The sequence below is a fragment of the Rhizobium sp. P1_E6 genome (assembly GCF_056405875.1).
In genome coordinates this window covers 89,780-109,588 of sequence record NZ_JBFUBG010000012.1, presented here as the reverse complement: position 1 = coordinate 109,588, position 19,809 = coordinate 89,780, and the positions used below count along the sequence as shown (strand labels likewise).

The 19,809-nt window shown below is 60.7% G+C and carries 22 protein-coding genes and 1 pseudogene; 15 read left to right on the top strand and 8 right to left on the bottom strand.

What is annotated here, in order from left to right:
- From AC1D35_RS09520 to AC1D35_RS09485, 8 genes and pseudogenes are all read left to right on the top strand, one after another.
- Positions 1 to 895: pseudogene (locus AC1D35_RS09520) on the top strand (transcriptional regulator); the annotation flags it as partial.
- A 79-nt stretch (positions 896 to 974) separates the two neighbouring features.
- On the top strand, positions 975 to 1,514 hold the full coding sequence (locus AC1D35_RS09515; RefSeq protein WP_113308318.1) for a type 1 glutamine amidotransferase family protein: 540 nt from the start codon (positions 975 to 977) through the stop codon (positions 1,512 to 1,514).
- Positions 1,515 to 1,597: 83 nt separating this feature from the next.
- Positions 1,598 to 2,236 carry a winged helix-turn-helix domain-containing protein gene (locus AC1D35_RS09510; RefSeq protein WP_113308319.1) on the top strand — a complete coding sequence of 213 codons (639 nt, stop codon included), beginning with the start codon at positions 1,598 to 1,600 and terminating at the stop codon, positions 2,234 to 2,236.
- Positions 2,233 to 3,474: an MFS transporter gene (locus AC1D35_RS09505; protein ID WP_477938542.1), complete on the top strand. Its 1,242-nt coding sequence runs from the start codon at positions 2,233 to 2,235 to the stop codon at positions 3,472 to 3,474. The genes AC1D35_RS09510 and AC1D35_RS09505 overlap by 4 nt, the downstream gene beginning before the upstream one ends.
- 30 nt (positions 3,475 to 3,504) lie before the next feature.
- Positions 3,505 to 4,296, top strand: a complete 792-nt coding sequence (locus AC1D35_RS09500) for an aminoglycoside phosphotransferase family protein (RefSeq protein WP_113308321.1) — start codon at positions 3,505 to 3,507, stop codon at positions 4,294 to 4,296.
- Between the two features lie 382 nt (positions 4,297 to 4,678).
- Positions 4,679 to 5,509, top strand: a complete 831-nt coding sequence (locus AC1D35_RS09495) for an alpha/beta fold hydrolase (protein ID WP_162748457.1) — start codon at positions 4,679 to 4,681, stop codon at positions 5,507 to 5,509.
- Between the two features lie 101 nt (positions 5,510 to 5,610).
- Positions 5,611 to 5,811 carry a type 1 glutamine amidotransferase family protein gene (locus AC1D35_RS09490; protein ID WP_113308323.1) on the top strand — a complete coding sequence of 67 codons (201 nt, stop codon included), beginning with the start codon at positions 5,611 to 5,613 and terminating at the stop codon, positions 5,809 to 5,811.
- A gap of 105 nt (positions 5,812 to 5,916) precedes the next feature.
- On the top strand, positions 5,917 to 6,858 hold the full coding sequence (locus AC1D35_RS09485; RefSeq protein WP_113308324.1) for an MBL fold metallo-hydrolase: 942 nt from the start codon (positions 5,917 to 5,919) through the stop codon (positions 6,856 to 6,858).
- A 61-nt stretch (positions 6,859 to 6,919) separates the two neighbouring features.
- Here the strand turns inward: AC1D35_RS09485 and AC1D35_RS09480 are convergent, their stop codons facing one another.
- On the bottom strand, positions 6,920 to 7,639 hold the full coding sequence (locus tag AC1D35_RS09480) for a Crp/Fnr family transcriptional regulator (RefSeq protein WP_113301101.1): 720 nt from the start codon (positions 7,637 to 7,639) through the stop codon (positions 6,920 to 6,922).
- Between the two features lie 101 nt (positions 7,640 to 7,740).
- On the opposite strand from AC1D35_RS09480, the gene AC1D35_RS09475 reads away from it, so the two are divergent.
- Entirely contained in the window at positions 7,741 to 7,992 is a 252-nt protein-coding gene (locus AC1D35_RS09475) for a DUF6894 family protein (RefSeq protein WP_113301100.1), read from the top strand.
- Between the two features lie 41 nt (positions 7,993 to 8,033).
- On the opposite strand, the gene AC1D35_RS09470 is transcribed toward AC1D35_RS09475, so the two are convergent.
- Together AC1D35_RS09470 and AC1D35_RS09465 are read right to left on the bottom strand one after the other, a co-directional pair.
- Positions 8,034 to 8,429, bottom strand: coding sequence for a GFA family protein (locus AC1D35_RS09470; RefSeq protein ID WP_113308325.1), 396 nt, complete (start codon positions 8,427 to 8,429; stop codon positions 8,034 to 8,036).
- A gap of 111 nt (positions 8,430 to 8,540) precedes the next feature.
- Positions 8,541 to 8,915, bottom strand: coding sequence for a DUF4440 domain-containing protein (locus AC1D35_RS09465; RefSeq protein WP_113308326.1), 375 nt, complete (start codon positions 8,913 to 8,915; stop codon positions 8,541 to 8,543).
- A gap of 387 nt (positions 8,916 to 9,302) precedes the next feature.
- On the opposite strand from AC1D35_RS09465, the gene AC1D35_RS09460 reads away from it, so the two are divergent.
- Positions 9,303 to 10,052: an aminoacyl--tRNA ligase-related protein gene (locus AC1D35_RS09460; protein ID WP_113308327.1), complete on the top strand. Its 750-nt coding sequence runs from the start codon at positions 9,303 to 9,305 to the stop codon at positions 10,050 to 10,052.
- An 84-nt stretch (positions 10,053 to 10,136) separates the two neighbouring features.
- Complete coding sequence (locus tag AC1D35_RS09455; protein ID WP_477938541.1) at positions 10,137 to 10,592, top strand: GNAT family N-acetyltransferase; 456 nt, start codon at positions 10,137 to 10,139, stop codon at positions 10,590 to 10,592.
- On the opposite strand, the gene AC1D35_RS09450 is transcribed toward AC1D35_RS09455, so the two are convergent.
- On the bottom strand, positions 10,589 to 10,972 hold the full coding sequence (locus AC1D35_RS09450; RefSeq protein ID WP_162748454.1) for an NUDIX hydrolase: 384 nt from the start codon (positions 10,970 to 10,972) through the stop codon (positions 10,589 to 10,591). The two genes, AC1D35_RS09455 and AC1D35_RS09450, sit on opposite strands and share 4 nt — an antisense overlap.
- A gap of 136 nt (positions 10,973 to 11,108) precedes the next feature.
- Here AC1D35_RS09450 and AC1D35_RS09445 point away from each other — a divergent pair, with 136 nt between their 5' ends.
- Both AC1D35_RS09445 and AC1D35_RS09440 read left to right on the top strand, forming a co-directional pair.
- Positions 11,109 to 11,591 carry an HIT family protein gene (locus tag AC1D35_RS09445; protein ID WP_113301094.1) on the top strand — a complete coding sequence of 161 codons (483 nt, stop codon included), beginning with the start codon at positions 11,109 to 11,111 and terminating at the stop codon, positions 11,589 to 11,591.
- Positions 11,588 to 12,346 carry an NUDIX hydrolase gene (locus AC1D35_RS09440; RefSeq protein WP_477855309.1) on the top strand — a complete coding sequence of 253 codons (759 nt, stop codon included), beginning with the start codon at positions 11,588 to 11,590 and terminating at the stop codon, positions 12,344 to 12,346. Before AC1D35_RS09445 ends, AC1D35_RS09440 begins: the two co-directional genes overlap by 4 nt.
- Positions 12,347 to 12,378: 32 nt before the next feature.
- Here AC1D35_RS09440 and tyrS read toward each other — a convergent pair whose 3' ends face one another.
- Together tyrS and AC1D35_RS09430 are read right to left on the bottom strand one after the other, a co-directional pair.
- The gene (gene tyrS / locus AC1D35_RS09435; protein WP_477938540.1) at positions 12,379 to 13,665 is read right to left on the bottom strand and encodes a tyrosine--tRNA ligase; all 1,287 of its coding nucleotides are present in this window, start codon (positions 13,663 to 13,665) and stop codon (positions 12,379 to 12,381) included.
- Positions 13,666 to 13,847: 182 nt separating this feature from the next.
- Positions 13,848 to 14,324, bottom strand: coding sequence for an NUDIX domain-containing protein (locus AC1D35_RS09430; RefSeq protein WP_113308332.1), 477 nt, complete (start codon positions 14,322 to 14,324; stop codon positions 13,848 to 13,850).
- A gap of 78 nt (positions 14,325 to 14,402) precedes the next feature.
- Here AC1D35_RS09430 and AC1D35_RS09425 point away from each other — a divergent pair, with 78 nt between their 5' ends.
- A complete protein-coding gene (locus AC1D35_RS09425) occupies positions 14,403 to 15,215 on the top strand; it encodes a hypothetical protein (protein ID WP_113308333.1) in 813 nt (270 codons plus the stop codon).
- Between the two features lie 189 nt (positions 15,216 to 15,404).
- On the opposite strand, the gene AC1D35_RS09420 is transcribed toward AC1D35_RS09425, so the two are convergent.
- A complete protein-coding gene (locus AC1D35_RS09420; protein ID WP_477938546.1) occupies positions 15,405 to 16,781 on the bottom strand; it encodes a class II 3-deoxy-7-phosphoheptulonate synthase in 1,377 nt (458 codons plus the stop codon).
- Positions 16,782 to 17,035: 254 nt separating this feature from the next.
- On the opposite strand from AC1D35_RS09420, the gene AC1D35_RS09415 reads away from it, so the two are divergent.
- Entirely contained in the window at positions 17,036 to 18,319 is a 1,284-nt protein-coding gene (locus tag AC1D35_RS09415; RefSeq protein WP_113308334.1) for a pilus assembly protein TadG-related protein, read from the top strand.
- 47 nt (positions 18,320 to 18,366) lie between these two features.
- Here AC1D35_RS09415 and gor read toward each other — a convergent pair whose 3' ends face one another.
- Positions 18,367 to 19,752, bottom strand: a complete 1,386-nt coding sequence (gene gor / locus AC1D35_RS09410; RefSeq protein ID WP_113308335.1) for a glutathione-disulfide reductase — start codon at positions 19,750 to 19,752, stop codon at positions 18,367 to 18,369.
- Positions 19,753 to 19,809: the final 57 nt, after the last annotated feature.

The following is a 19,809-nucleotide window of genomic DNA, read 5'->3' as shown; positions in this document are numbered from 1 at the left end:
GCGTCAGGGCCTGGAACTGACGGAGCGTTTCGCAGCACTCGCACCCTCTTCTTCCGACCCCACCGACATCATCATCGGCAGGCGCATGAGGGCCGCGACACTCCACTGGCTTGGTCGCCATGCCGAGGCCCGCAGCGAGCTTCTGGCGATGCTGGCGGAATATGAGCACGTGCCGCAGGCCCGCCATTCCGTGCGCTTCCAGTTCGACCAGCGTGTAACGGCGCGCATCATTCTGGCCCGATGCCTCTGGATGCTGGGCGACGAGGACGCTGCTATGCGCGAGGTCGAAGAAACCATGCGTTACGCTAGCGATATCGGCCACAACCATTCGATCAGCAATCTGCTTGCCGAAGCCGTCTGCCCGCTCACGCTTCTGTCGGGCGATAACGGCGAAGCGGCCGCGGCCATCCAGCTGCTGCGCGACCATACCAAGGCGCTATCACTCGATGTCTGGCATACCTATGCCGAATGCTTCGAGGCGGAACTCCACCTGCGGGCCGGCGAATATAGGCTATGCCTCGCAAAGCTGCGCCCGGCGATGGACATTCTGCGGCATGCCGGCTTCAACCTCTTCCGCACCTTCTTCCAGTCGGTGGAAGCCCAGGCGCTTTCCAATATCGGCCAGCATGCGGAAGCCCATGGCGTCATCGATATAGCGCTCGCCCATTGCGACGCATCAGGCGAACGCTGGTGCCTGCCCGAGCTTCTGCGCATCAAGGCGCTTGTCACCGAGAAGGGACAAGGCCCGGAAGCGCTGGATGCTGCATCAGCCACCCTTGAGGCGGCGCTCCATGCCGCAAGGCAGGATGGCGCCCGCGGCTGGGAGCGGCGCATCCGCGTCGATCTCGAAGCCCTCGGCCATGAACCGGCCCACTTCTCGGACGCCGCCGGCTGAGGCCTTTACACCGATTTACAACTCTCAACTCGTCTGCTTCCCGACCTCCATGCATGATCGCATCAAGAGGAGCATGCCAATGGACGGTCAACTGCCCATCCGCTTTCTGATCGTTCTTGCCGCGGATGGGGCCGACAGCGAAGTCAGGATCATCAACATTGCGCCGGCCTATTACCTTTTCAAGGATGCGCCGGCAGAGGTGGTGCTTGCCACACCATCAGGCGGCTTTCCCAACCTGACGGACGAACTGCGCCGGACCACCCATCCGGACCCGTCCACCCGCCGTTTCCTCACCGATCGCTCGGCGCGCGACGATCTCGCCGATACGCTTCGCCTCGACCAGATCGTCGTCGAGGATTTCGACGCCGCCTTCTGCATCGGTTTTGCCGGTGCGCTCTGGAGCGCCGGCAATAACGGCATTGCCCGCACCCTCAGCGCCTTCCTGAAATCGGGCAAACCCGTCGCCATGATCCCCGGCCGGCATCTGGACATTGCCCCGCAAGGGGCTGCGGCCGGTCTGCTGATCCTCGGCGACAGCCAGGCTTCGCCACTTCTCCCTGCCCATGCGCTGCTCAAGGCCGTGGTCGAACGCCGCAAGGGCATGGCGCCGACAGATTAAAAGTCGCTGGACGGAGATACAGCAGCATTACTATTTGCAAAGGAATCTTTGCAAAGAATCGTTTGCGATGGTAGGCTGTTTTTATGAAAGCGCCCGTCCCTACATCAACGTCAGCGACATCCCGCAACGTCAGCCGCGTCGTCCCCGATGTCACCGCCCTCAAGGCGCTCGCCCATCCCGTGCGCCTGCGCATGCTCGGCATGCTCCGCATCGACGGTCCCGCCACCGCAACCCAACTCGCCACACGCCTCGGCCTCAACAGCGGCGCGACGAGCTATCATCTGCGCCAGCTCGCCCAATACGGCTTCATCGAGGATGCGCCGGGACCATCCCGCCGCGACCGCTGGTGGCGCGCAAGCCACGAGCTCACTTCGGTGCCTGCGGTCGAAACCGAAGGCGAGGCCTTCGACATGGACGTCGCCTTCACGCAGGCGATCCTCTCCCTGCAGGTCAGCCTGATGCAGAAGGCGGTCGAGGAATATGCCGAACTGCCGCTCGCATGGCGCAAGGCGAGCACCGCAAGCGACATCGTCATTCCCCTGACCTCAGAAAAGGCCGAGGCGCTGACGAAGCGGCTGAGCGATATCGTCATGGAAGCAATGAGCGAGGCCCCGCCCCTCGGAGAACCGTTGCCGCCTGATATGGTGCCCTTCATGGTGCTGCTGCACGCCTTTCCCTATCCGGGCCGCGTGCCGCACGGCGAGGAAGAGAACGAGCGATGAGCCGACGCAAGCCTTTCATCGCGCTCGCCATTGCCGAAACGCTTTCGATTTCGGGCACACGGCTCTCCGGCGTCGCCATCCCTTGGCTGGTGTTGAGCACGACGGGCAGCCCCGTACTGACCGGTCTCGTCGCCATGATGGAGATGCTGCCCTATGTCGTCGCCAAGGCTCTTGGCGGCCCCTTGATCGACCGCCTCGGCCCCAAGCGCATCGCCATCATCTGCGACAGCGCCTCGGTGATCGCGGTCGGTCTCGTGCCGCTGCTGCATCTCCTCGACCTGCTCACCATGCCGATCCTGCTGCCGATCGTCTTTGCCATGGGCGTGCTGCGCGGCCCATCGGATGCCGCCAAGCAATCCATGGTTCCCGACATCGCGGAACTCGCCTCCGTGCCGCTGGAGCGCGTGACCGGTGTCGTCGGCGCGATCGAGCGCCTGGCATCGACCGCAGGAGCAGCCGGCGCCGGCGCACTGATTGCGCTTGTCGGGCCGAGCCAGGCGCTTGCCGTCAACGCCCTCACCTTCGCCGCTGCCGCACTGGTCGTCGCGATCGGCATTCCAGCTGTGCGCCATGCCCCGAAAGCTGAAGCTGCTGGCATCTCCGCCTACGGTCGAGAACTGGCGGAAGGTTGGCACTTCATGCGCCGTGATGCGGTGCTCGTAGCGATCGTGCTGATGGTGGCGACAACCAACCTGCTCGATCAGGCCTATTACGCCGTACTACTGCCGGTCTGGACCCAGCATTCCGGCCACGGCGCCGCCCTGCTCGGCACCTTGTTCGCCGTCTTCTCCGCTGCGTCCATGATCGGCGCAGCTATGGCGGCCCTGATCGGCGAGCGGATGCCACGCCTTCTCGTTTACACGGTGGCCTTTCTGCTCACTGGCTTTCCACGCTTTTTCGTCTTTGCGATGGATTCGCCCCTCGCCCTGATTTTCGCAATCCTCGCGATCGGCGGTTTCGCCTCCGGCTTCCTCAATCCCATCATCACGTCAGTCCTATTCGAGCGCATTCCGAAGCCGCTGATGGGCCGCGTCACCTCGCTGAATGCCGCCCTCTGCTGGGCGCTCATTCCCTTCGGTGGCCTCGTCGGCGGCGCGTTGGTCGATGCCTGGGGCCTGTCCGCCGCAATGCTTCTCACCGGCATCGCCTATCTCGCAGCCACGCTCGCTCCCCTGGCGCACGGCAGCTTCCGTGGCTTCGACAGGAAAAAGCTTGCGGATAACGTGCAGTCTTCATGATGATAACCTGGGGGCCACCGGGGAGCGACGATGCCGACATCAGATGACGAAACGCCGCTCGCAGGCGGCAATATCAATGCCGGCGTCGTCAGGGTTGGCGATACGGTACGCCGTTCGATAAGCCCGAATAGCCGGAATGTGCATCGGCTGCTGGAGCAACTGGAACGCCGGGGTTTTGCTGATGCGCCTCGTTTCCTGGGTATTGACGATCAGGGAAGAGAAATCCTCTCTTACATGTCCGGCACCGCGACAATCCCGCAGACGCTCTGGACAAATACCGCCGCCCTGATCGAAGCCGCCCAAATGCTGCGGAATCTGCATGATGCGACCAGAATCCGGGACTTCGCTCCGGACGGTAATTGGGCTTACACCTACCCTCTTGCCGAACGCAACGACGTGATCTGCCACAATGATTTCGCACCCTACAACATGATCTTTCGAGATGGTCTCCCGGTGGCGATCATCGATTTCGATCTGGCAGGCCCGGGACCGCATTTGAGAGACGTGGCCTACCTCGCCTATTGGTTTGCGCCGCTTTCCTATTCATCCGAAGATCTTGCCGAACAATCCGCCCGCGAGCTTGCCGGCGGCAATAGCCGGCTCAAGTTGCTCTGCGCAGTCTACGGCACCAGCGATTATGCCGCCCTGCTGGATATGGTTTCAGAGGTTCTGGAACACATGGGCGACGAGACAGCGGTCGAAAAGATGGTCGGTCGAGACGCGGCAGCCAGACTGCGGGAGGGCGGGCACTTCGAGCATTGGAAGAAGGAGGCCAGGTCCTTCAGGGCGAACCGGCCGGCCATCTGGCGCAATCTGCGATGATGGTCGTGAGCAATTCGGCGCACGGGAGGCCCTCGTGGCTTCGACAGGAAAAAGCTTGCGGATAACATACTGTCTTCATGAGGTTAGTACGTCTTATGGCGCATTGCCGTCATTATAGCTTTGCATCAATTTACGACGGTTAACTCGTATCGCTGGCTGAAGTGAGTCAGCTTGTCCTCGTCGAAGAGGCGCTGAGAAGCCCGCAAGGAGGCAAGCATGCCAAACGGAGGCAAGCATGAATGAGCGCAGCATTGCTCTGACGGCAGATGCCACACGGCGGGACGTTCTTCTGGCAGGAGGCGCCGCCATCGCGGCCATTGCCCTGCCGAAAGCCACGCTTGCCGCAACCAGTTCAATATCACCAGAAAATCGGAGCCAGACCATGCCTTTCATCAAGACCACGGACGGAACTGAGATCTTCTACAAGGATTGGGGCTCCAAAGACGCCCAGCCTATCGTCTTCCACCACGGCTGGCCGCTCAGCGCCGACGATTGGGACGCGCAGATGATGTTTTTCCTCGAAAAGGGTTTCCGCGTCATCGCCCATGATCGCCGCGGCCACGGCCGCTCCACCCAGACCTTCGAAGGCAACGAGATGGACACCTATGCGGCCGATGTCGCCGCGCTGACCGATCACCTCGACCTCAAGAATGCCGTCCATATCGGCCACTCGACCGGCGGTGGCGAAGTCGTCCACTATGTCGCCCGCGCTAGGGAAGGCCGTGTCGCCAAGGCCGTGATCATCGGCGCTGTGCCGCCGGTTATGGTCAAGTCGGAGAAGAACCCCGGCGGCCTGCCGCTCGAAGTCTTCGATGGCTTCCGCACTGCCCTCGTCGCCAACCGCGCGCAGTTCTTCCTCGATATCCCGACCGGCCCCTTCTACGGCTTCAACCGTCCGGGCGCCAAGGTCAGCCAGGGTGTCATCGAAAACTGGTGGCGTCAGGGCATGATGGGCGGCGCCAAGGCCCATTACGATTGCATCAAGGCCTTCTCGGAAACCGACTTCACCGACGACCTCCAGAAGATCACGGTTCCCGTTCTCGTCATGCATGGCGATGACGACCAGATCGTGCCTTATACCGACTCCGCGCCGCTGTCCGCCAAGCTGCTGAAGCACGGCACGCTGAAGACCTATCCCGGCTTCCCGCACGGCATGTGCACCACGCATCCTGAAGTCATCAACCCGGATCTTTTGGCCTTCATCAAGGGCTGAGTTTTTCTACTGACGACCAATGGAAGGCGCGCCCTTGCGGCGCGCCTTTTTTTTGTTTTGAAAGGCTTCCCCGCACGCGCCTTTTTCATCTCGATATCAGTTTGTCAGCATCGACAAACCGGATAAGATCGCCGCTACACGGCCAGCGTTTCGGACGCTGGCTGGTCGGCCATGCTGCCGAACTGGCAGGCGCCAGGATCGATATCGTGACGCTGCGTGAGGATGCCGCAAAATTCGGTCCTGCGCAGAAAGAGGCGGGCCGCGCTCTCGTCAAGGAATGGCTGTGGGATACAGCGCTGTAAAGATCTGAAAATCAATGTAAATCATTGATAATATTGAATTTTAATCGCGAAATCCCACAGCTTGTCTGCTATTGTCTCTTCACGGTGAAAAACGGGAGACGAGAGATGAGCAATCCGGATGATCTCGGCCTGCGGGCCACGCGTCGCGAACTGCTGGCCGGCGCCCTTGCCGGTGCTGCGGCGCTCTCCTTGCCGCGTGCCACTTATGCGGCAGAGTTTCATCGCGTCACGCATGGCGCCTTCGATATCACCGTCGTCAGCGACGGTTTCATCACCCTGCCCGCCGAAGTCCTGCTCCCCGATGCCACGCCGGAGGAACGCCAGTCGATCCTGGCGCGGCTCGGCGGCGATGCGGCAGGCGCCTCGGTGCAGGCCAATATCCCGCTCATTCGTCACGGCAGCGACCTGATCCTCATCGACAACGGCTCGGGTACGAATTTTCAGCCAAGTGCGGGCAAGCTTGCCGCCAACCTCAAGACGCTGGATATCGAGCCCGAGGCAATCACCAAGGTGATCTTCACCCACGCCCATCCCGATCATTCAGGCGCGACGACCACGGCCGATGGCAAGCTGCTCTATCCGAACGCGCAGTATTTCGTCAGCGAGACCGAATGGAATTTCTGGACCGACAAGGACTACGAAACCCATATGCCATCAGCTCTTCATGGTTTCGCCCGCGGCGCGCAACGCGATCTATTCGCGGTCAAGGATAGGCTCACCCTCGTCAAGGCCGGCCAGGAAATCCTGCCCGGAATGCAGGTGATCGAAACATCAGGCCATACGCCGGGCCACATTTCCTTCGAGCTTGCCGGCGACGGCAGTCTCCTCATCACGGGTGACGCCTGCACCAATGACGTGATCTTCTTCGAACATCCGGGCTGGCACTTCGGCTTCGACACCGATCCGGAAACAGCACTGAAAAACCGCCGTATGCTGCTCGACCGCGCCGCTTCGGAAAAGATCAAGCTGCTCGGCTATCACTGGTCCTATCCCGGTGTCGGTTATGCCGAGCGCAGGGACAGCGCCTATCGCTTCGTGAAGGTTTAAACTTGACCCGCATGTTGCGGAAAGGCGGGCAGGTTTGACCCAGCGGCAGCATGTTCGGGCGCTACCGCGGCTCCACTCTCAAGCTCAAATATGTGTCATCGAATTCCGCAATCTCCTGCAGGCGATCCCAGTTGATGATTCTCAGTATCCGGTTTTCCCAGGTGAAGACGTCTTCGCGTTTCAACATCTGGAGAGTCTTGTTGACGTGGACAAGTGAAATTCCCATCGCATCCGCAAGTTCGGCCTGGGTCAGCGGAAATCGAAACGACCAGTTGTCAACTTGCTCCACCGTTCGCAAGCGGACATACAATTCGCAAATCAGGTGCGCGATATGAGCCCGCTTCGATCGTCGCCCCATCGAGGAAATCCACTCGCGATTGATGGCGGCGTCGATGATCGTATTCAACCACAACAGCCGCGCCAGATGCGGCATGGTTTCGGAAATTTTCTTCAAGTCGGAATGATCAGCGAATGCGACACGGCAAGGTGACAAGGCGACGATGCCATGATCGAGCTTCTTCAGCAGGAAGGCGTGCAGGTCGACGAAATCACCCGGCACCTGCAACGCGGTGATCTGCCGTGAGCCATCGGTCATGTCCTTGTAGCGGGCAGACAGGCCTTCGATCATCAACGTACTGTAACCCGGACGCGACCCCTCAACGACGATGTCTTCACCAGGCATGAAGGAGCGGCCGTTGACAATTATTTCGCGCAACCGGGTGCTCTCTTCCGCAGTCAGAACATCGCGGCTTCGAAGATTCAGCAGAAGAGCTTCAATCATCAGATTCCCGTTCGGATCGGTTCATGATCCGATGGAATTTGTGCGAAGGGAACATTTTTCAATGCAAGGCTTTAAGCCTATCAAAATATAGGGAGCCTTCGATGAGCCGATATTACTTTGATCTCCGCAATGGCGACGGTCCGCTACGGGATGACCATGGCCTGGAAATCGGCAGGCGTAGCGACATTGTGCACGAAGTGGCGAAGATCTTGGTGGGAGTCGCAGGCGACGAGCTGCCAACGACGGATCGCGCGACAATTTCGGTCACGGTGCGAGACGAGGGCGGAAAGGTCCTTTCGGTATCGACCCTCACGTTCAACCACGAGTGGACCGACGTGCGACCTGATGCGTAGATTAGAGCGTCCCTTGTGCGTCCGAATGGACGCGCGGCGCTTTATGGGCGTCCTGCATATTGCGGAACGCCATCAGGGATCTCGTAGAAATCGCTCTTGTCGGCGCAGAAGATATGATAGCCGAAGCGGAGTCCGCTCGGTTCGTCGAAAGCGCCGGCCAGGATGGAAATGACCGGCCGGCCGAGCCCCTGCCAGAACAGCGCAGAGCCGCATTGCGAGCAGAACCCGCGCCTGGCCTCATCGCTCGACTGATACCAGCGCAAGTTTTCCTCGCCGGTAATAGTGACGGCCGAAACCGGCACGTCGGCCGCCGCATAATAAAGCCCCGTCTGCCTCCGGCACTGCGAGCAATGGCAGCCGACCACGACATCGGGCTTCTCCCGCGCTTCAAACCGTACAGCGCCGCACAGGCATCCACCCGCATGATGTTCGCTCATTTCCGTTCCCCCCGAAGCGATCGGAAGATTGACGTCGGGACACCCGCCAGTCAAATCCAAAGCGCTGATCGAAGGCTTCAGTAAAACTGATGCTGAGAAAGACGCACGGCACTAACTCGTCGGCGTGCCCTGATGGAAGACGATCTTCCAGCCTTCATCCGTCCGGCGCCAGATGGTCGAACGGCGCGTCACGCGCCAGGGCTCTTCCAGTATGTAGGAGAGCAGGTAGAGTTCAGCCGCCAGCTGCTTAATGCTGAAATCGCGGCATGGCCAGTCGTGCTGCTCCGGTTCCTTATTGTAGCGTTCCAGCAGCGTCTCGATCACATAGGCGCGGTGGTAGATCTTTCCACTTGCGCCGATCTCCGAGAATGCATCATCGATCATGCGCTCGAGGTCAGCCCGCGTCGTCCCGAACTTCCGTCTATGGAAGATCGGTTCACGTTCGGATAACTCCCCGAGAATGTTTTCCAGCTGCAAATCTGTCATCCCACGAACATGTCTCGATATGCTGGTCTGTGCAATGCGCAATCCGGCAGCGCGTATGCGGCACGCATGCGAGCCGTTTGACAAGCGCCCGCCCCGCAAGTACGAAGTCTGGCATGAGCTCCAACAGCGCGCCCATCTCCCGTCTTGACCGCACCTGCCTGCAGGTTGCCGTTCTGCGCGCTTTTGGCGGACGAGGTCTCCGCGTCCAGTCGTGACGTCCGGATGCCCCAGGTGTCCGGCGAACTGCTGGACGTAAAGCCCTCCGCCAAAGAGCAATTCCAGCAAAGCAGCGGTTTTGCGTCCGGAATTGCGCGAAAAAACAGATAGAGCCTTTCTGTGTTTCGAAGAAAACGGAAATGCTCTCGGGCTGCCAGGGAGACAGGCACCGTGCTCAATCTTTTCAATGTCAATTCGCTCGTCCACTGGGAAGAGCGTGAAATCAACATGCGCGACCATATGGTTCGCTTCTTCTCCGAGGAGGTGCGAGGCTTCCTCCGGTCAGCAAATCCGGCCTGGGATATCAGACGGATCGAGGCCCCGGCGCTGACGCCGCGCGCCCTCGTCTCGGACGCTTATACCAATGCCGATATCTGGGTGCAGGAGCAACTCGCCGAAACCGACGCACCGCTTGTGCTGAGGCCGGAAACGACGCCGTCGACTTACGTCTACATGCAGCACATTCTCGGCAATCATTCGAGAACGCGCCTGCCGCTCTGCGTCTGGCAGGCTGGCCGATCCTATCGCCGCGAGCAGGAACAGCCGTCCAGGCATATGCGCCTGAAGGAGTTCTGGCAGCTGGAATTCCAGTGCGCCTATACGGCCGACAGCGGCAACGACTATCACGCCGCTGTCCTTGAACCGGTGCGCCGTATGATCGCCGCGCTCATCCCGCTGCCGACCCGCATCGTGCCCTCCGACCGGCTGCCGGCCTATTCGCAGACGACAGTCGATGTGGAAGTCGATAACGGCGACAAGTGGATGGAAGTCTGCTCGATCTCGCGCCGCACGGACTTTCCGGAGCGCTACAGGACGCAGCCGAAGAAGGGACCGGCCATGGAGCACGACGTCCTCGTGCTCGAAATCGCCATCGGCCTTGATCGCTGCGTTTACAACTGGAACATGGCAACGAGCATGTAAGGAATGCGGACCGGATTCACGGGGGATCCGGTCCGCATGCAAAATATAGTGAAAACAATATGTCTTGAGTTTTGGGCGATGGTTATGGATATCGGCATAAGAGAGGCGGAGTGCGGCGATGCCGAAGTGATAAGCCTGATAATCGTGAGTGCCTTGCGGGAGTCCAACGCAAGCGACTACTCGCCCGAGATCATTACCCGCCTTGAGAAGAACTTTGCCCCACCTGCGATCGAAGCCTTTCTGGAAAACCGCAGGGTCTACGTCGCACTCGTGTCCGGCACTGTCGTCGGCAYGGCCAGTCTGGAAGCAGGTTATGTGCGAACCGTCTTCATTGCTCCGGACATGCAAGGCTGCGGCGTCGGCAAGCGACTGCTTCAGGAAATCGAGAACGCCGCGCGTTCCGCCGGGCTTTCCGTCTTGCTCGTCCAATCCTCTGTGACGGCCGAACCGTTTTACGCCAAGCTCGGCTTCACCGCGGTTGGCGATCGCTATCATGGCGATGAACGCACCATCCTCATGCAGATGTCCCTGTCAGGCTAGTCCTGAAGCCCGTCGAAGATCGAACACCATTGCGGGTGCCCCATATCGTAAAGGGCCGCAGCTTCATCAGGGGTGATCCATTGCATCGCCGTATGTTCATCGCCGAGCAATGCAGGCTCTCCGCCCTGCCATTCGCTCACCAGAAAGAGATGAAAGATGGTATCCTGCTCGCGGTGTTCGGCGACTTTGCCAAATCGCACCGGCGTCAACCCGATCTCCTCTTTTGCCTCGCGTATCATTGCGGCTTCGGCGCTCTCTCCGGGCTCAACATGGCCGCCGACCAGATCCCAGCAATCCGGAAAGCGCGCCTTGTGCCCTGCCCGCCGGACCAGCAGAACCCGGCCTTCCCGCCAGAAGATGGCGCATGCAATATCAGTCAAAAACATGTCCCCCGATGCGTCCGCAATCTGCCTCGACAACAGGCGAAAGTCACGTCCCCTTGCCCTTGTCGAAGCATGTCATCGTCGGCCACAGTGCGAATCCGTGCGGCTGCCCCACGCGATGGAGAAACAGTCCTTGGAAATCCCCCCGCAATTCCATGTATCCGAAACGCCTGGCTGGCTGGTGAACCATCGCATCAATTCCGCCCTGCCCGGCTATCTCGTGGTCAGTTCCCGAAGCTTCACCAATGACCTCTCCGAGCTATCGGCTGAAGCGCTTGGCGAACTCGGCCCGTTGCTCGCGAAGGCGCAGACGGCCCTTGGTACGATGCTCGGCGCAAAGCGCGTCTATATCGGACGCTACGGCCACACGCCGGGCTATCCGATCCATTTCCACATCATTCCCGTTTATGACTGGGTGGAATCGCTCTTCTGGCAGGACGAGCGCTACCGTCTGCTTCAGACCTTTGCCGAAGGCACGGGCGAAACCCTGACCGACGGCGCGGAATTGACCTTCTTCATCTGGCGGGAATTCTGCGAGCGCGCCGAGCCGCCGCCGATCCAGGGACCATCCCTTAACGAGACCATCGAATTGCTGAGAGAGGCAATGCGCGCATGATATTTGCAGATGAAGCATTCAGCATCCCCGTTGACCATATCGAATGCCGGCTTTCAGGAAGTTTCCAGCTTTCCGATGCGCTGGAGGCCAGGCGGAAGGCAGGTTGGGAGAGCTTCCTTGCTCGCCATCCCGCCGCCTTTGATGGCACCTTGTTGCGCCTTGCCGCCCATCGCATCGAAGGTGGCAGGCTGATGATAAACGCGGCGAGCACGTCCTTTTCCGCCTATGTTGAGACCCGCCATCCGGGTTTTGCGGACGAGTATCCGCAGGCCGAGCGCGCCGATCCGCTTGGCCTGACCGCGCTTGTGGTAACGGCAGACCAGCGCGTCATCGTCACGAAACGCAGCCTCACGGCCGAGCAGAACCCCGGTGCACTCTATTTCGTCGGCGGCTATGCCGAGCCCGCGACCGGTGAAAACATCGACCTCTTCGACGAAGCGGCCCGCGAAATCGCCGAGGAGATCGCCGTCACTGATCTCCAGCGCCCCGAATCCTTCGCCATCGGCCTCGCCTACGATCCCGTCTTCTGCCACCCGGAACTCTTCCTGCTGACGGTCAGCCGCTCCATCGCCGCCGATATCCTCGAAGGCGCCCGTCACGCGCCTGACCATAACGAGGCTGCAGAACTGTTTACGTCACCGCTGAGTGATATCCTGAACGACGAAGGTCCTCTTGTCGGCGCACCGCGAACATGGAGTTTTCTCAAGGGCCAGGGCTTTCTGCAGCAGCATTTCCGGCAACGCCATTCACTCTAGCGTTGCCGGCTGATAGCGGCCGTCCGATAGCGTCATCCTCCGGGCTGCAAAAGCACGTGTCTCTTCCTGCCGACGGACAGGCGGATGACGCCGTCCTCAACATCCGTATCGACCAGCCGTACGGTTTCATCGAGAACGGCACGGCTGTTGACCCGCACTCCGCCGCCGATGATCAGCCGCCGCGCTTCGCTTTTCGACTTTGCAAGCCCGGCGGCGACAAGGGCGTCTGCCAGCGGAAGACCCTCGCGGAAGGTATCCAGGTTCAGAGCGATCGTCGGCAGCCCGGCAGCGGTCTCGCCCTCTTCGAACATGCGCCGCGATGTTTCGGACGCTTCCGTCGCTGCACCTGCACCATGGCAGAGCCGTGTCACCTCGTCCGCCAGCACCTTCTTCGCCACATTGATCTCGGAGCCGCGCAGCATTTCCAGCCGTGCGATTTCATCCAGCGGCAGTTCAGTGAAGAGCCTCATGAACCGGCCGACATCGGCATCCCAGRTGTTGCGCCAGAACTGCCAGAATTCGTAGGGCGACAAGCGGTCGGCATTCAGCCAGATCGCACCCGACGCACTCTTGCCCATCTTCGCGCCCGAGGCGGTCGTCAAGAGCGGCGCCGTCAATCCGAACAGTGAGCGCCCGCCGGCGCGCCGGCCGAATTCGACGCCGCTGAGGATATTGCCCCACTGGTCGGAACCGCCGAGCTGCAGCAGGCAGCCGTGCCTTTCTGCGAGCACATGGAAGTCGTATCCCTGCATGACCATGTAATTGAATTCGAGCAGCGAAAGCGACTGCTCGCGCTCCAGCCGCTGGCGCACGCTTTCGGATGTCAGCATGCGGTTGACCGAGAAATGCGGGCCGACATCGCGCAGGAAATCCAGGTATTTGAGACCACCAAGCCAATCGGCATTGTTGACCATGAGCGCATCGGTTGGCCCATCGCCGAAGGTCAGGAAACGTTCGAAAATGCGCCGGATACCGGTCAGATTCTGCGCAATCTGCTCTTCGCTGAGCAAGGGACGCGACGTATCGCGAAAGCTCGGATCGCCAAGCCGCGTCGTGGCGCCGCCCATCAGCGCGATCGGCCTGTTGCCGGTCTTCTGGAACCAGCGCAGCATCATGATGGGAATGAGGTGCCCGACATGCAGGCTGTCGGCCGTCAGGTCGAAGCCGTTATAGGCGGTGCCGATCCCGGCGCAGAGCCTGTTGTCAAGCGCTTCGAGGTCGGTGCATTGCTGGATGAATCCGCGCTCCGTCAGAACGCGCAGAAACTCCGACCGGGGACTGGTGGATGGTTGAAAATTGATGGTCACAAGGGTCTCCATTGGGGCCGATGAGGCCGGAGACCTTCTGTTGAAACACACGCCGCCGACCGTGCGGCGTTTCGGGTGTCGTAGATGACCGTCGCCGCTCTATGGGAGCAGCGCGTAATACAGGCCGGAAAGGGTCGGAATACGGGTCATGCAGCCTGCATACAGGGCCTGCGATGCGGCCACAAGGGCTTACATCACCGACGCACGGCACTCGGCACTGCGGACTGAGAGGCTGCCACCTCCAGAAGATCGAAAATTCCGTCCGGAAAGATGATGTCGGTACTGCCGAGCAGTTCCTCTGCGGACCACCAGTGATGGTCGGCCATCACCTCGCGCTCCAGCTCCGTCCAGCCGCTATCGGAGATCGCACCGCGTTCGGCGTGCACCACAAAGAACTGCTCCTCGGCGCGCACCAGTTCGCCATCGGGTAGCTGCAGCTCGAAAGACCGGCTGCCGATCGATGAACCCACCCGATCCGCATGAAGGCCCGTCTCCTCCCTGAGTTCACGCAGAGCCGCTTCTTCGTAGGTCTCACCCTCTTCAAGCCCGCCCCCTGGCGTCGCCCAGTACTGCCGCCCCGCAAGTGCGCCAGATCTGAAGACGAATTTGAAAAGCAGGACGCAGCCGAACTGATCGAGCAGAAGCAGCCGTGCCGACGGACGTATTCGCATCAAACTTACCTCTTGTGTCATCGCTCATGAGAATGGCAATGGAAGATAATCGCAACTTCCGGTCTAAAAAAGCATCAGATGCTTCGTTTCGCCTTCCGCTTCGCAATCGTCGTCTTTCTGACTCTGCTCACCCAGATCGGCGGTATCGCCTATCTCATGAGCCTTGCGGTTGCACACCTGTGGAGCGTGCGCAGATTGGTGGCGAAGCTCGCGATCTTCCTGCTCGCCTATACCAGCCTGACGCTTGTCGCTAGCATCATTGCACCGATCTTCGGGCGTGTATCCCTGCCCTGTCTGGCAGGCGTTTCGGATAAGCTTGTCCTTCGCTCAACGATCTACTGCGCCCTCAACCGCAATTATGTCACTCCCGGCATGCGGGATCTGGCCCATGCCCTCGCCAATAATATGGACAGGCAATTCCCCGGCACGACAACGGTCGCGCTGGATGCCAACTTCCCGTTCTTGACGGGGTTTCCCCTGCTGCCGCACCTGTCGCATGCCGATGGCAGGAAGCTCGACTTCGCCTACTATTACAAGGATGCCGGCGGCAACTTCCTTGATGGCGTGACCCGMTCACCGATTGGCTATTTCGCTTTCGAGCAGCCCGGTGCTGATGACGAGCAGCAATGCAAGGGGCGGAATGACTGGCTGACGGGACGCTGGGACCTCAATGTTTTCCAGCCGCTGTTTCCAGCCTACCGGATTGAGGAGCAACGGACTGTTGCCGCGATCGATTGGCTGACCACCGAGGGGGTGACCGGGTTCGGGGTAGAAAAGATTTTCCTGGAACCTCACCTGAAAGATGCGCTCGGCATTACTGACGATCATGTGCGTTTTCAGGGGTGTCGTGCCGCTCGTCACGACGACCATCTGCATGTTCAAGTGCAGTGATATCTATAATGGCTGACAGAGGATCAGGCTCAGCTTGCCGACAAGCCTGCTCTTTACTCGACGTCATCCTCGGGCTCGTCCCGAGTATGACGACAGTGCAATCGGCAGATTTCGTTGGAACAAAAAGCCCGGCGCTCGGCCGGGCTTTTCAAATCTATTCACTGCTCACTACTCACTACCCGCCTCGCTTTACGCGTTGGCAGCAGCCATCCGCTTCTCGTCGCGGCCGCCCTTCATGCGCTCGGCCAGCAGGAAGGCCAGCTCCAGCGCCTGGTCGGCGTTGAGGCGCGGGTCGCAGTGGGTGTGGTAGCGATCCTGCAGGTCTTCGGCCGTTACCGCGCGGGCGCCGCCGGTGCATTCGGTGACGTCCTTGCCGGTCATCTCGATATGGATGCCGCCCGGATGCGTGCMTTCGGCGCGGTGAATCTGGAAGAAGCTTTCGACTTCCGACAGGATACGTTCGAAGGGGCGCGTCTTGTAGCTGTTGAGCGTGATCGTGTTGCCGTGCATCGGGTCGCAGGACCAGACGACCTTCTTGCCCTCGCGCTCGACGGCGCGGATGAGCTTCGGCAGGTTGTCCGCCACCTTGTCGTGGCCGAAGCGGCAGATCAGCGTCAGGCGGCCGGCTTCGTTGGCCGGGTTCAGCGCGTCGATCAGTTCGATCAGGTTGTCGGGCTGCAGCGAAGGGCCGCACTTGAGACCAACAGGGTTCTTGATGCCGCGGAAATATTCCACATGCCCATGGTCGAGCTGACGCGTGCGGTCGCCGATCCAGATCATGTGGCCGGAGGTGGCGTACCAGTCGCCCGAGGTGGAGTCGACGCGGGTCAGCGCTTCTTCATAGCCGAGCAGCAGCGCTTCATGGCTGGTGAAGAAATCGGTCTCGCGCAGGCTCGGATTGTTGTCCGAAGTAATGCCGATCGCCTTCATGAAATCCATGGTTTCGCTGATGCGGTCGGCAAGCTTGCGGTAGCGCTCGCCCTGCGGGCTGTCCTTGACGAAGCCGAGCATCCACTTGTGCACGTTGTCGAGATTGGCATAGCCGCCCATGGCGAAGGCGCGCAGCAGGTTCAGCGTCGCGGCCGACTGGCGGTAGGCGTCGAGCTGGCGCTCCGGGGCCGGGATGCGGGCTTCCGGCGTGAATTCGATGCCGTTGACGATGTCGCCGCGATAGCTCGGCAGCGAAATGCCGTTGATCGTTTCCATCGGTGCCGAGCGCGGCTTGGCGAACTGGCCGGCGATGCGCCCGACCTTGACGACCGGCAGCTGTGCGCCGAAGGTCAGCACGACGGCCATCTGCAGGAAGGCGCGGAAGAAGTCACGGATATTGTCGGCGCCATGTTCCAGGAAGCTCTCGGCGCAGTCGCCACCCTGCAGCAGGAAGGCGTTGCCTTCGGCCACATTGGCAAGAGCGCTCTTCAGGCGACGGGCTTCACCGGCAAAAACGAGCGGCGGATAGGTGGAAAGCACGGCTTCCGTCGCAGCTAGCGCGGCCGCGTCAGGATAGTCCGGAACCTGCTGGACGGGCTTGCTCCGCCAGCTGCTGGGGGTCCAATTCTGTGCCATGTCACTCATCTGCTTCCCCATCCGGTTTGCCCCGGATGCCTGCCCGTTAAATAGTGCGGCGGCTTATAAACCTTTCGGCTCCCCTTGCCTAGCGCATTCAGCGCCCTACAGAGTTTCCGTCGGCGGCTCGCAACGCCGGTCCGGCCGCGTCAATATGGCGCCGAAACTAGCGTTAAGACGACGTATACCATGCTATTTTCCGGCTAATTTAGATTTTGAACGTACAGAATACCCTAATAAAATAGGGGTTCAGCATGGGTATCGTTTCGTCCGCTTTCCTATCGGACCGGTCTGGCAATTTCGGCATCATGACGGCGCTTTTGATGGTGCCCCTGGTCGGCACCGCCGGGCTGGCGCTGGACTATGCCCATGCGCTGAGCCTGCGCACCCAGCTCTACGCCGCCGCCGATGCCGCCGCCGTCGGGTCGATTTCCGAAAAATCGGATGCGGTGGCAGCCGCCATGATCATGCAGGGCAATGGCACCATCTCCGTCGCAAAGACGGATGCCCGCAGCATCTTCTTCTCGCAGATGTCCGGCGAGCTGACCTCGGTGCCGGTGAATTTGAGCATCGACGTCACCAAGACGGCCAACAAGCTCAATTCGACGGTGACCTTCAGCGCCACCGTGCCCACCACCTTCATGCACGTTCTCGGCCAGGACGCGATCACCATATCGGGCACGGCGACGGCGGAATACCAGACCGCCTCGTTCATGGATTTCTACATCCTGCTCGACAATACGCCGTCCATGGGCGTCGGAGCGACCCCGACCGACGTTTCCAAGCTGGAGGCCAAGACGGGCTGTGCCTTTGCCTGCCACCAGATGGACCAGAGCACCAACAACTACACGATTGCCAAGAGCCTTGGCGTTGCGATGCGCATCGACGTGGTACGCCAGGCAACCCAGGCGCTGACCGACACGGCCAAGAACGAGCGCGTCAGCGCCGACCAGTTCCGCATGGGTGTCTACACCTTCGGCACCAAGGCCGAGGACGCCAAGCTGACGACGATCTCGGGCCTCACCTCCGATCTCAATAAGGTGAAGAACTATACCGACGCCGTCGATCTGATGACCATTCCTAAGCAGAATTACAACCAGGACCAGCTCACCAGCTTCGACGGCGCCATGACGCAGATGAACACCATCATCGATCCCTCGGGCGACGGCACGTCGAATATCAGCCCCGAGAAGATCCTGTTCTTCGTGTCCGATGGTGTCGGCGACAGCTATAAGCCGTCGACATGCACCAAGAAGACTACCGGCGGCCGCTGCCAGGAGCCGATCGATACGTCTTTCTGCAAGCCGCTCAAGGATCGCGGCGTCAAGATCGCCGTGCTCTACACCACCTACCTGCCACTGCCGAGCAACAACTGGTACAATGACTGGATCAAGCCCTTCCAGAACGAAATCCCCTCGCGCATGGCGGCCTGCGCCTCGCCCGGCCTCTATTTCGAGGTGTCGCCGACCGACGGCATCGCCGAGGCGATGAAGAAGCTGTTCCTGAAGGTCATCCGCGCGCCGCGCCTGACCAGCTAACCACCCTCGCCTGCCGCTGGTGCGGCAGGCTCGATCCTGTCAAAAGATCAGATCCGCTGGCCGTCGCGGATGCGGTAGCTCGGCGCATACATCGTCACCAGTTCTTCGGCCGCCGTCGGGTGCAGCGCCATGGTGCGGTCGAAATCGTCCTTGGTGCAACCAGCCTTCAGCGTGATGCCGAGAAGCTGCGCCATCTCGCCGGCATCGTGGCCGAGAATGTGGGCGCCGACAACCTTGCGACTTGCGGCATCGACGATCAGCTTCATGATCATCTTTTCCGCCCGGCCGGAGAGTGTAGCCTTCAGCGGTCGGAACTGGGCGCGATAGACTTCCAGCTCCTTGTAGCGCTTGCCTGCCTCTTCCTCTGATAGCCCGACAGTGCCGATCTCCGGCTGCGAGAAGACTGCCGTCGGGATGAGGTCGTAATCCGGCTTGGTCGGATTGTTCTTGTATTCGGTCTCGATGAAGCACATAGCCTCGTGGATCGCGACCGGCGTCAGCTGTACCCGATCGGTGACATCGCCGAGCGCATAGATGTTCTCGACATTGGTGCGCGAATAATCGTCGACGAGGATGGCGCCGCGCTCGTTGACGGCGACACCGGCATTGTCGAGCCCAAGCCCCTGCGTATTCGGGTCGCGGCCGAGCGCCAGCATGACGATACCGGCATTGAGCGTGCCGTTCTTCAGCGTCTCGATGACGAGGCCGTTTTCGCCCTTCGTTACCTGCTGCATCACATCCTGACAGAGGATGCGGATGCCCTTTGCAGCCATCGCCTCATGCAGGCCGCGGCGTAGGTCTTCGTCGAAGCGCGAGAGGATTTCGGCGCCGCGATAGATCAACGTCGTCTCGACGCCGAGGCCATGAAAGATATTGGCGAATTCGACGGCAATGTAGCCGCCGCCGGCAATCAGGATGGATTTCGGCAACTCTTCGAGATGGAAGGCCTCGTTGGAGGAAATGCAGAGCTCATGGCCGGGCAGCGCCTCATGCGGGTTCGGCCTGCCGCCGGTCGCGATCACGATGGTCTTGGCCGTCACCGTCTCGCCGGTCTTCAGGAGCTTGATCGTATGCGCATCGACGAGCTCGGCACGCGTCTCCAGGATCTCGGCATTGGCGCCGGCAAGCCCCTTCTTGTAGAGCCCTTCCAGCCGCGCGATCTCGCCGTCCTTGGCGGCAACCAGCTTCTTCCAGTCGAACGAGCTTTCGCCGACCGTCCAGCCGAAGCCGGCTGCATCCTCGAAATGTTCGTGGAACTGAGAAGCATAGACGAAGAGCTTCTTCGGCACGCAGCCGCGGATCACGCAGGTGCCGCCGTAGCGGTATTCCTCGGCGATCGCCACCTTCTTGCCGAGCGAGGCTGCGACGCGCGCGCTGCGCACGCCCCCCGAACCGCCGCCGATGACGAAGAGGTCGTAGTCGAAGGTGGGCATGATGATCTCCGGAGGGAATCGCTGCGTGGGTGGTTCACATATAGGAGTGAGCTGTAG

What these genes read in the sequence shown, in the direction of transcription:
- AC1D35_RS09515 (WP_113308318.1), top strand. Translation starts at nt 975, where the DNA reads ATGGACGGTCAACTGCCCATCCGCTTTCTGATCGTTCTTGCCGCGGAT.
- AC1D35_RS09510 (WP_113308319.1), top strand. Translation starts at nt 1,598, where the DNA reads ATGAAAGCGCCCGTCCCTACATCAACGTCAGCGACATCCCGCAACGTC.
- AC1D35_RS09505 (WP_477938542.1), top strand. Translation starts at nt 2,233, where the DNA reads ATGAGCCGACGCAAGCCTTTCATCGCGCTCGCCATTGCCGAAACGCTT.
- AC1D35_RS09500 (WP_113308321.1), top strand. Translation starts at nt 3,505, where the DNA reads ATGCCGACATCAGATGACGAAACGCCGCTCGCAGGCGGCAATATCAAT.
- AC1D35_RS09495 (WP_162748457.1), top strand. Translation starts at nt 4,679, where the DNA reads ATGCCTTTCATCAAGACCACGGACGGAACTGAGATCTTCTACAAGGAT.
- AC1D35_RS09485 (WP_113308324.1), top strand. Translation starts at nt 5,917, where the DNA reads ATGAGCAATCCGGATGATCTCGGCCTGCGGGCCACGCGTCGCGAACTG.
- AC1D35_RS09480 (WP_113301101.1), bottom strand. Translation starts at nt 7,639, where the DNA reads ATGATTGAAGCTCTTCTGCTGAATCTTCGAAGCCGCGATGTTCTGACT.
- AC1D35_RS09475 (WP_113301100.1), top strand. Translation starts at nt 7,741, where the DNA reads ATGAGCCGATATTACTTTGATCTCCGCAATGGCGACGGTCCGCTACGG.
- AC1D35_RS09470 (WP_113308325.1), bottom strand. Translation starts at nt 8,429, where the DNA reads ATGAGCGAACATCATGCGGGTGGATGCCTGTGCGGCGCTGTACGGTTT.
- AC1D35_RS09465 (WP_113308326.1), bottom strand. Translation starts at nt 8,915, where the DNA reads ATGACAGATTTGCAGCTGGAAAACATTCTCGGGGAGTTATCCGAACGT.
- AC1D35_RS09440 (WP_477855309.1), top strand. Translation starts at nt 11,588, where the DNA reads ATGATATTTGCAGATGAAGCATTCAGCATCCCCGTTGACCATATCGAA.
- AC1D35_RS09430 (WP_113308332.1), bottom strand. Translation starts at nt 14,324, where the DNA reads ATGCGAATACGTCCGTCGGCACGGCTGCTTCTGCTCGATCAGTTCGGC.
- AC1D35_RS09415 (WP_113308334.1), top strand. Translation starts at nt 17,036, where the DNA reads ATGGGTATCGTTTCGTCCGCTTTCCTATCGGACCGGTCTGGCAATTTC.
- gor (WP_113308335.1), bottom strand. Translation starts at nt 19,752, where the DNA reads ATGCCCACCTTCGACTACGACCTCTTCGTCATCGGCGGCGGTTCGGGG.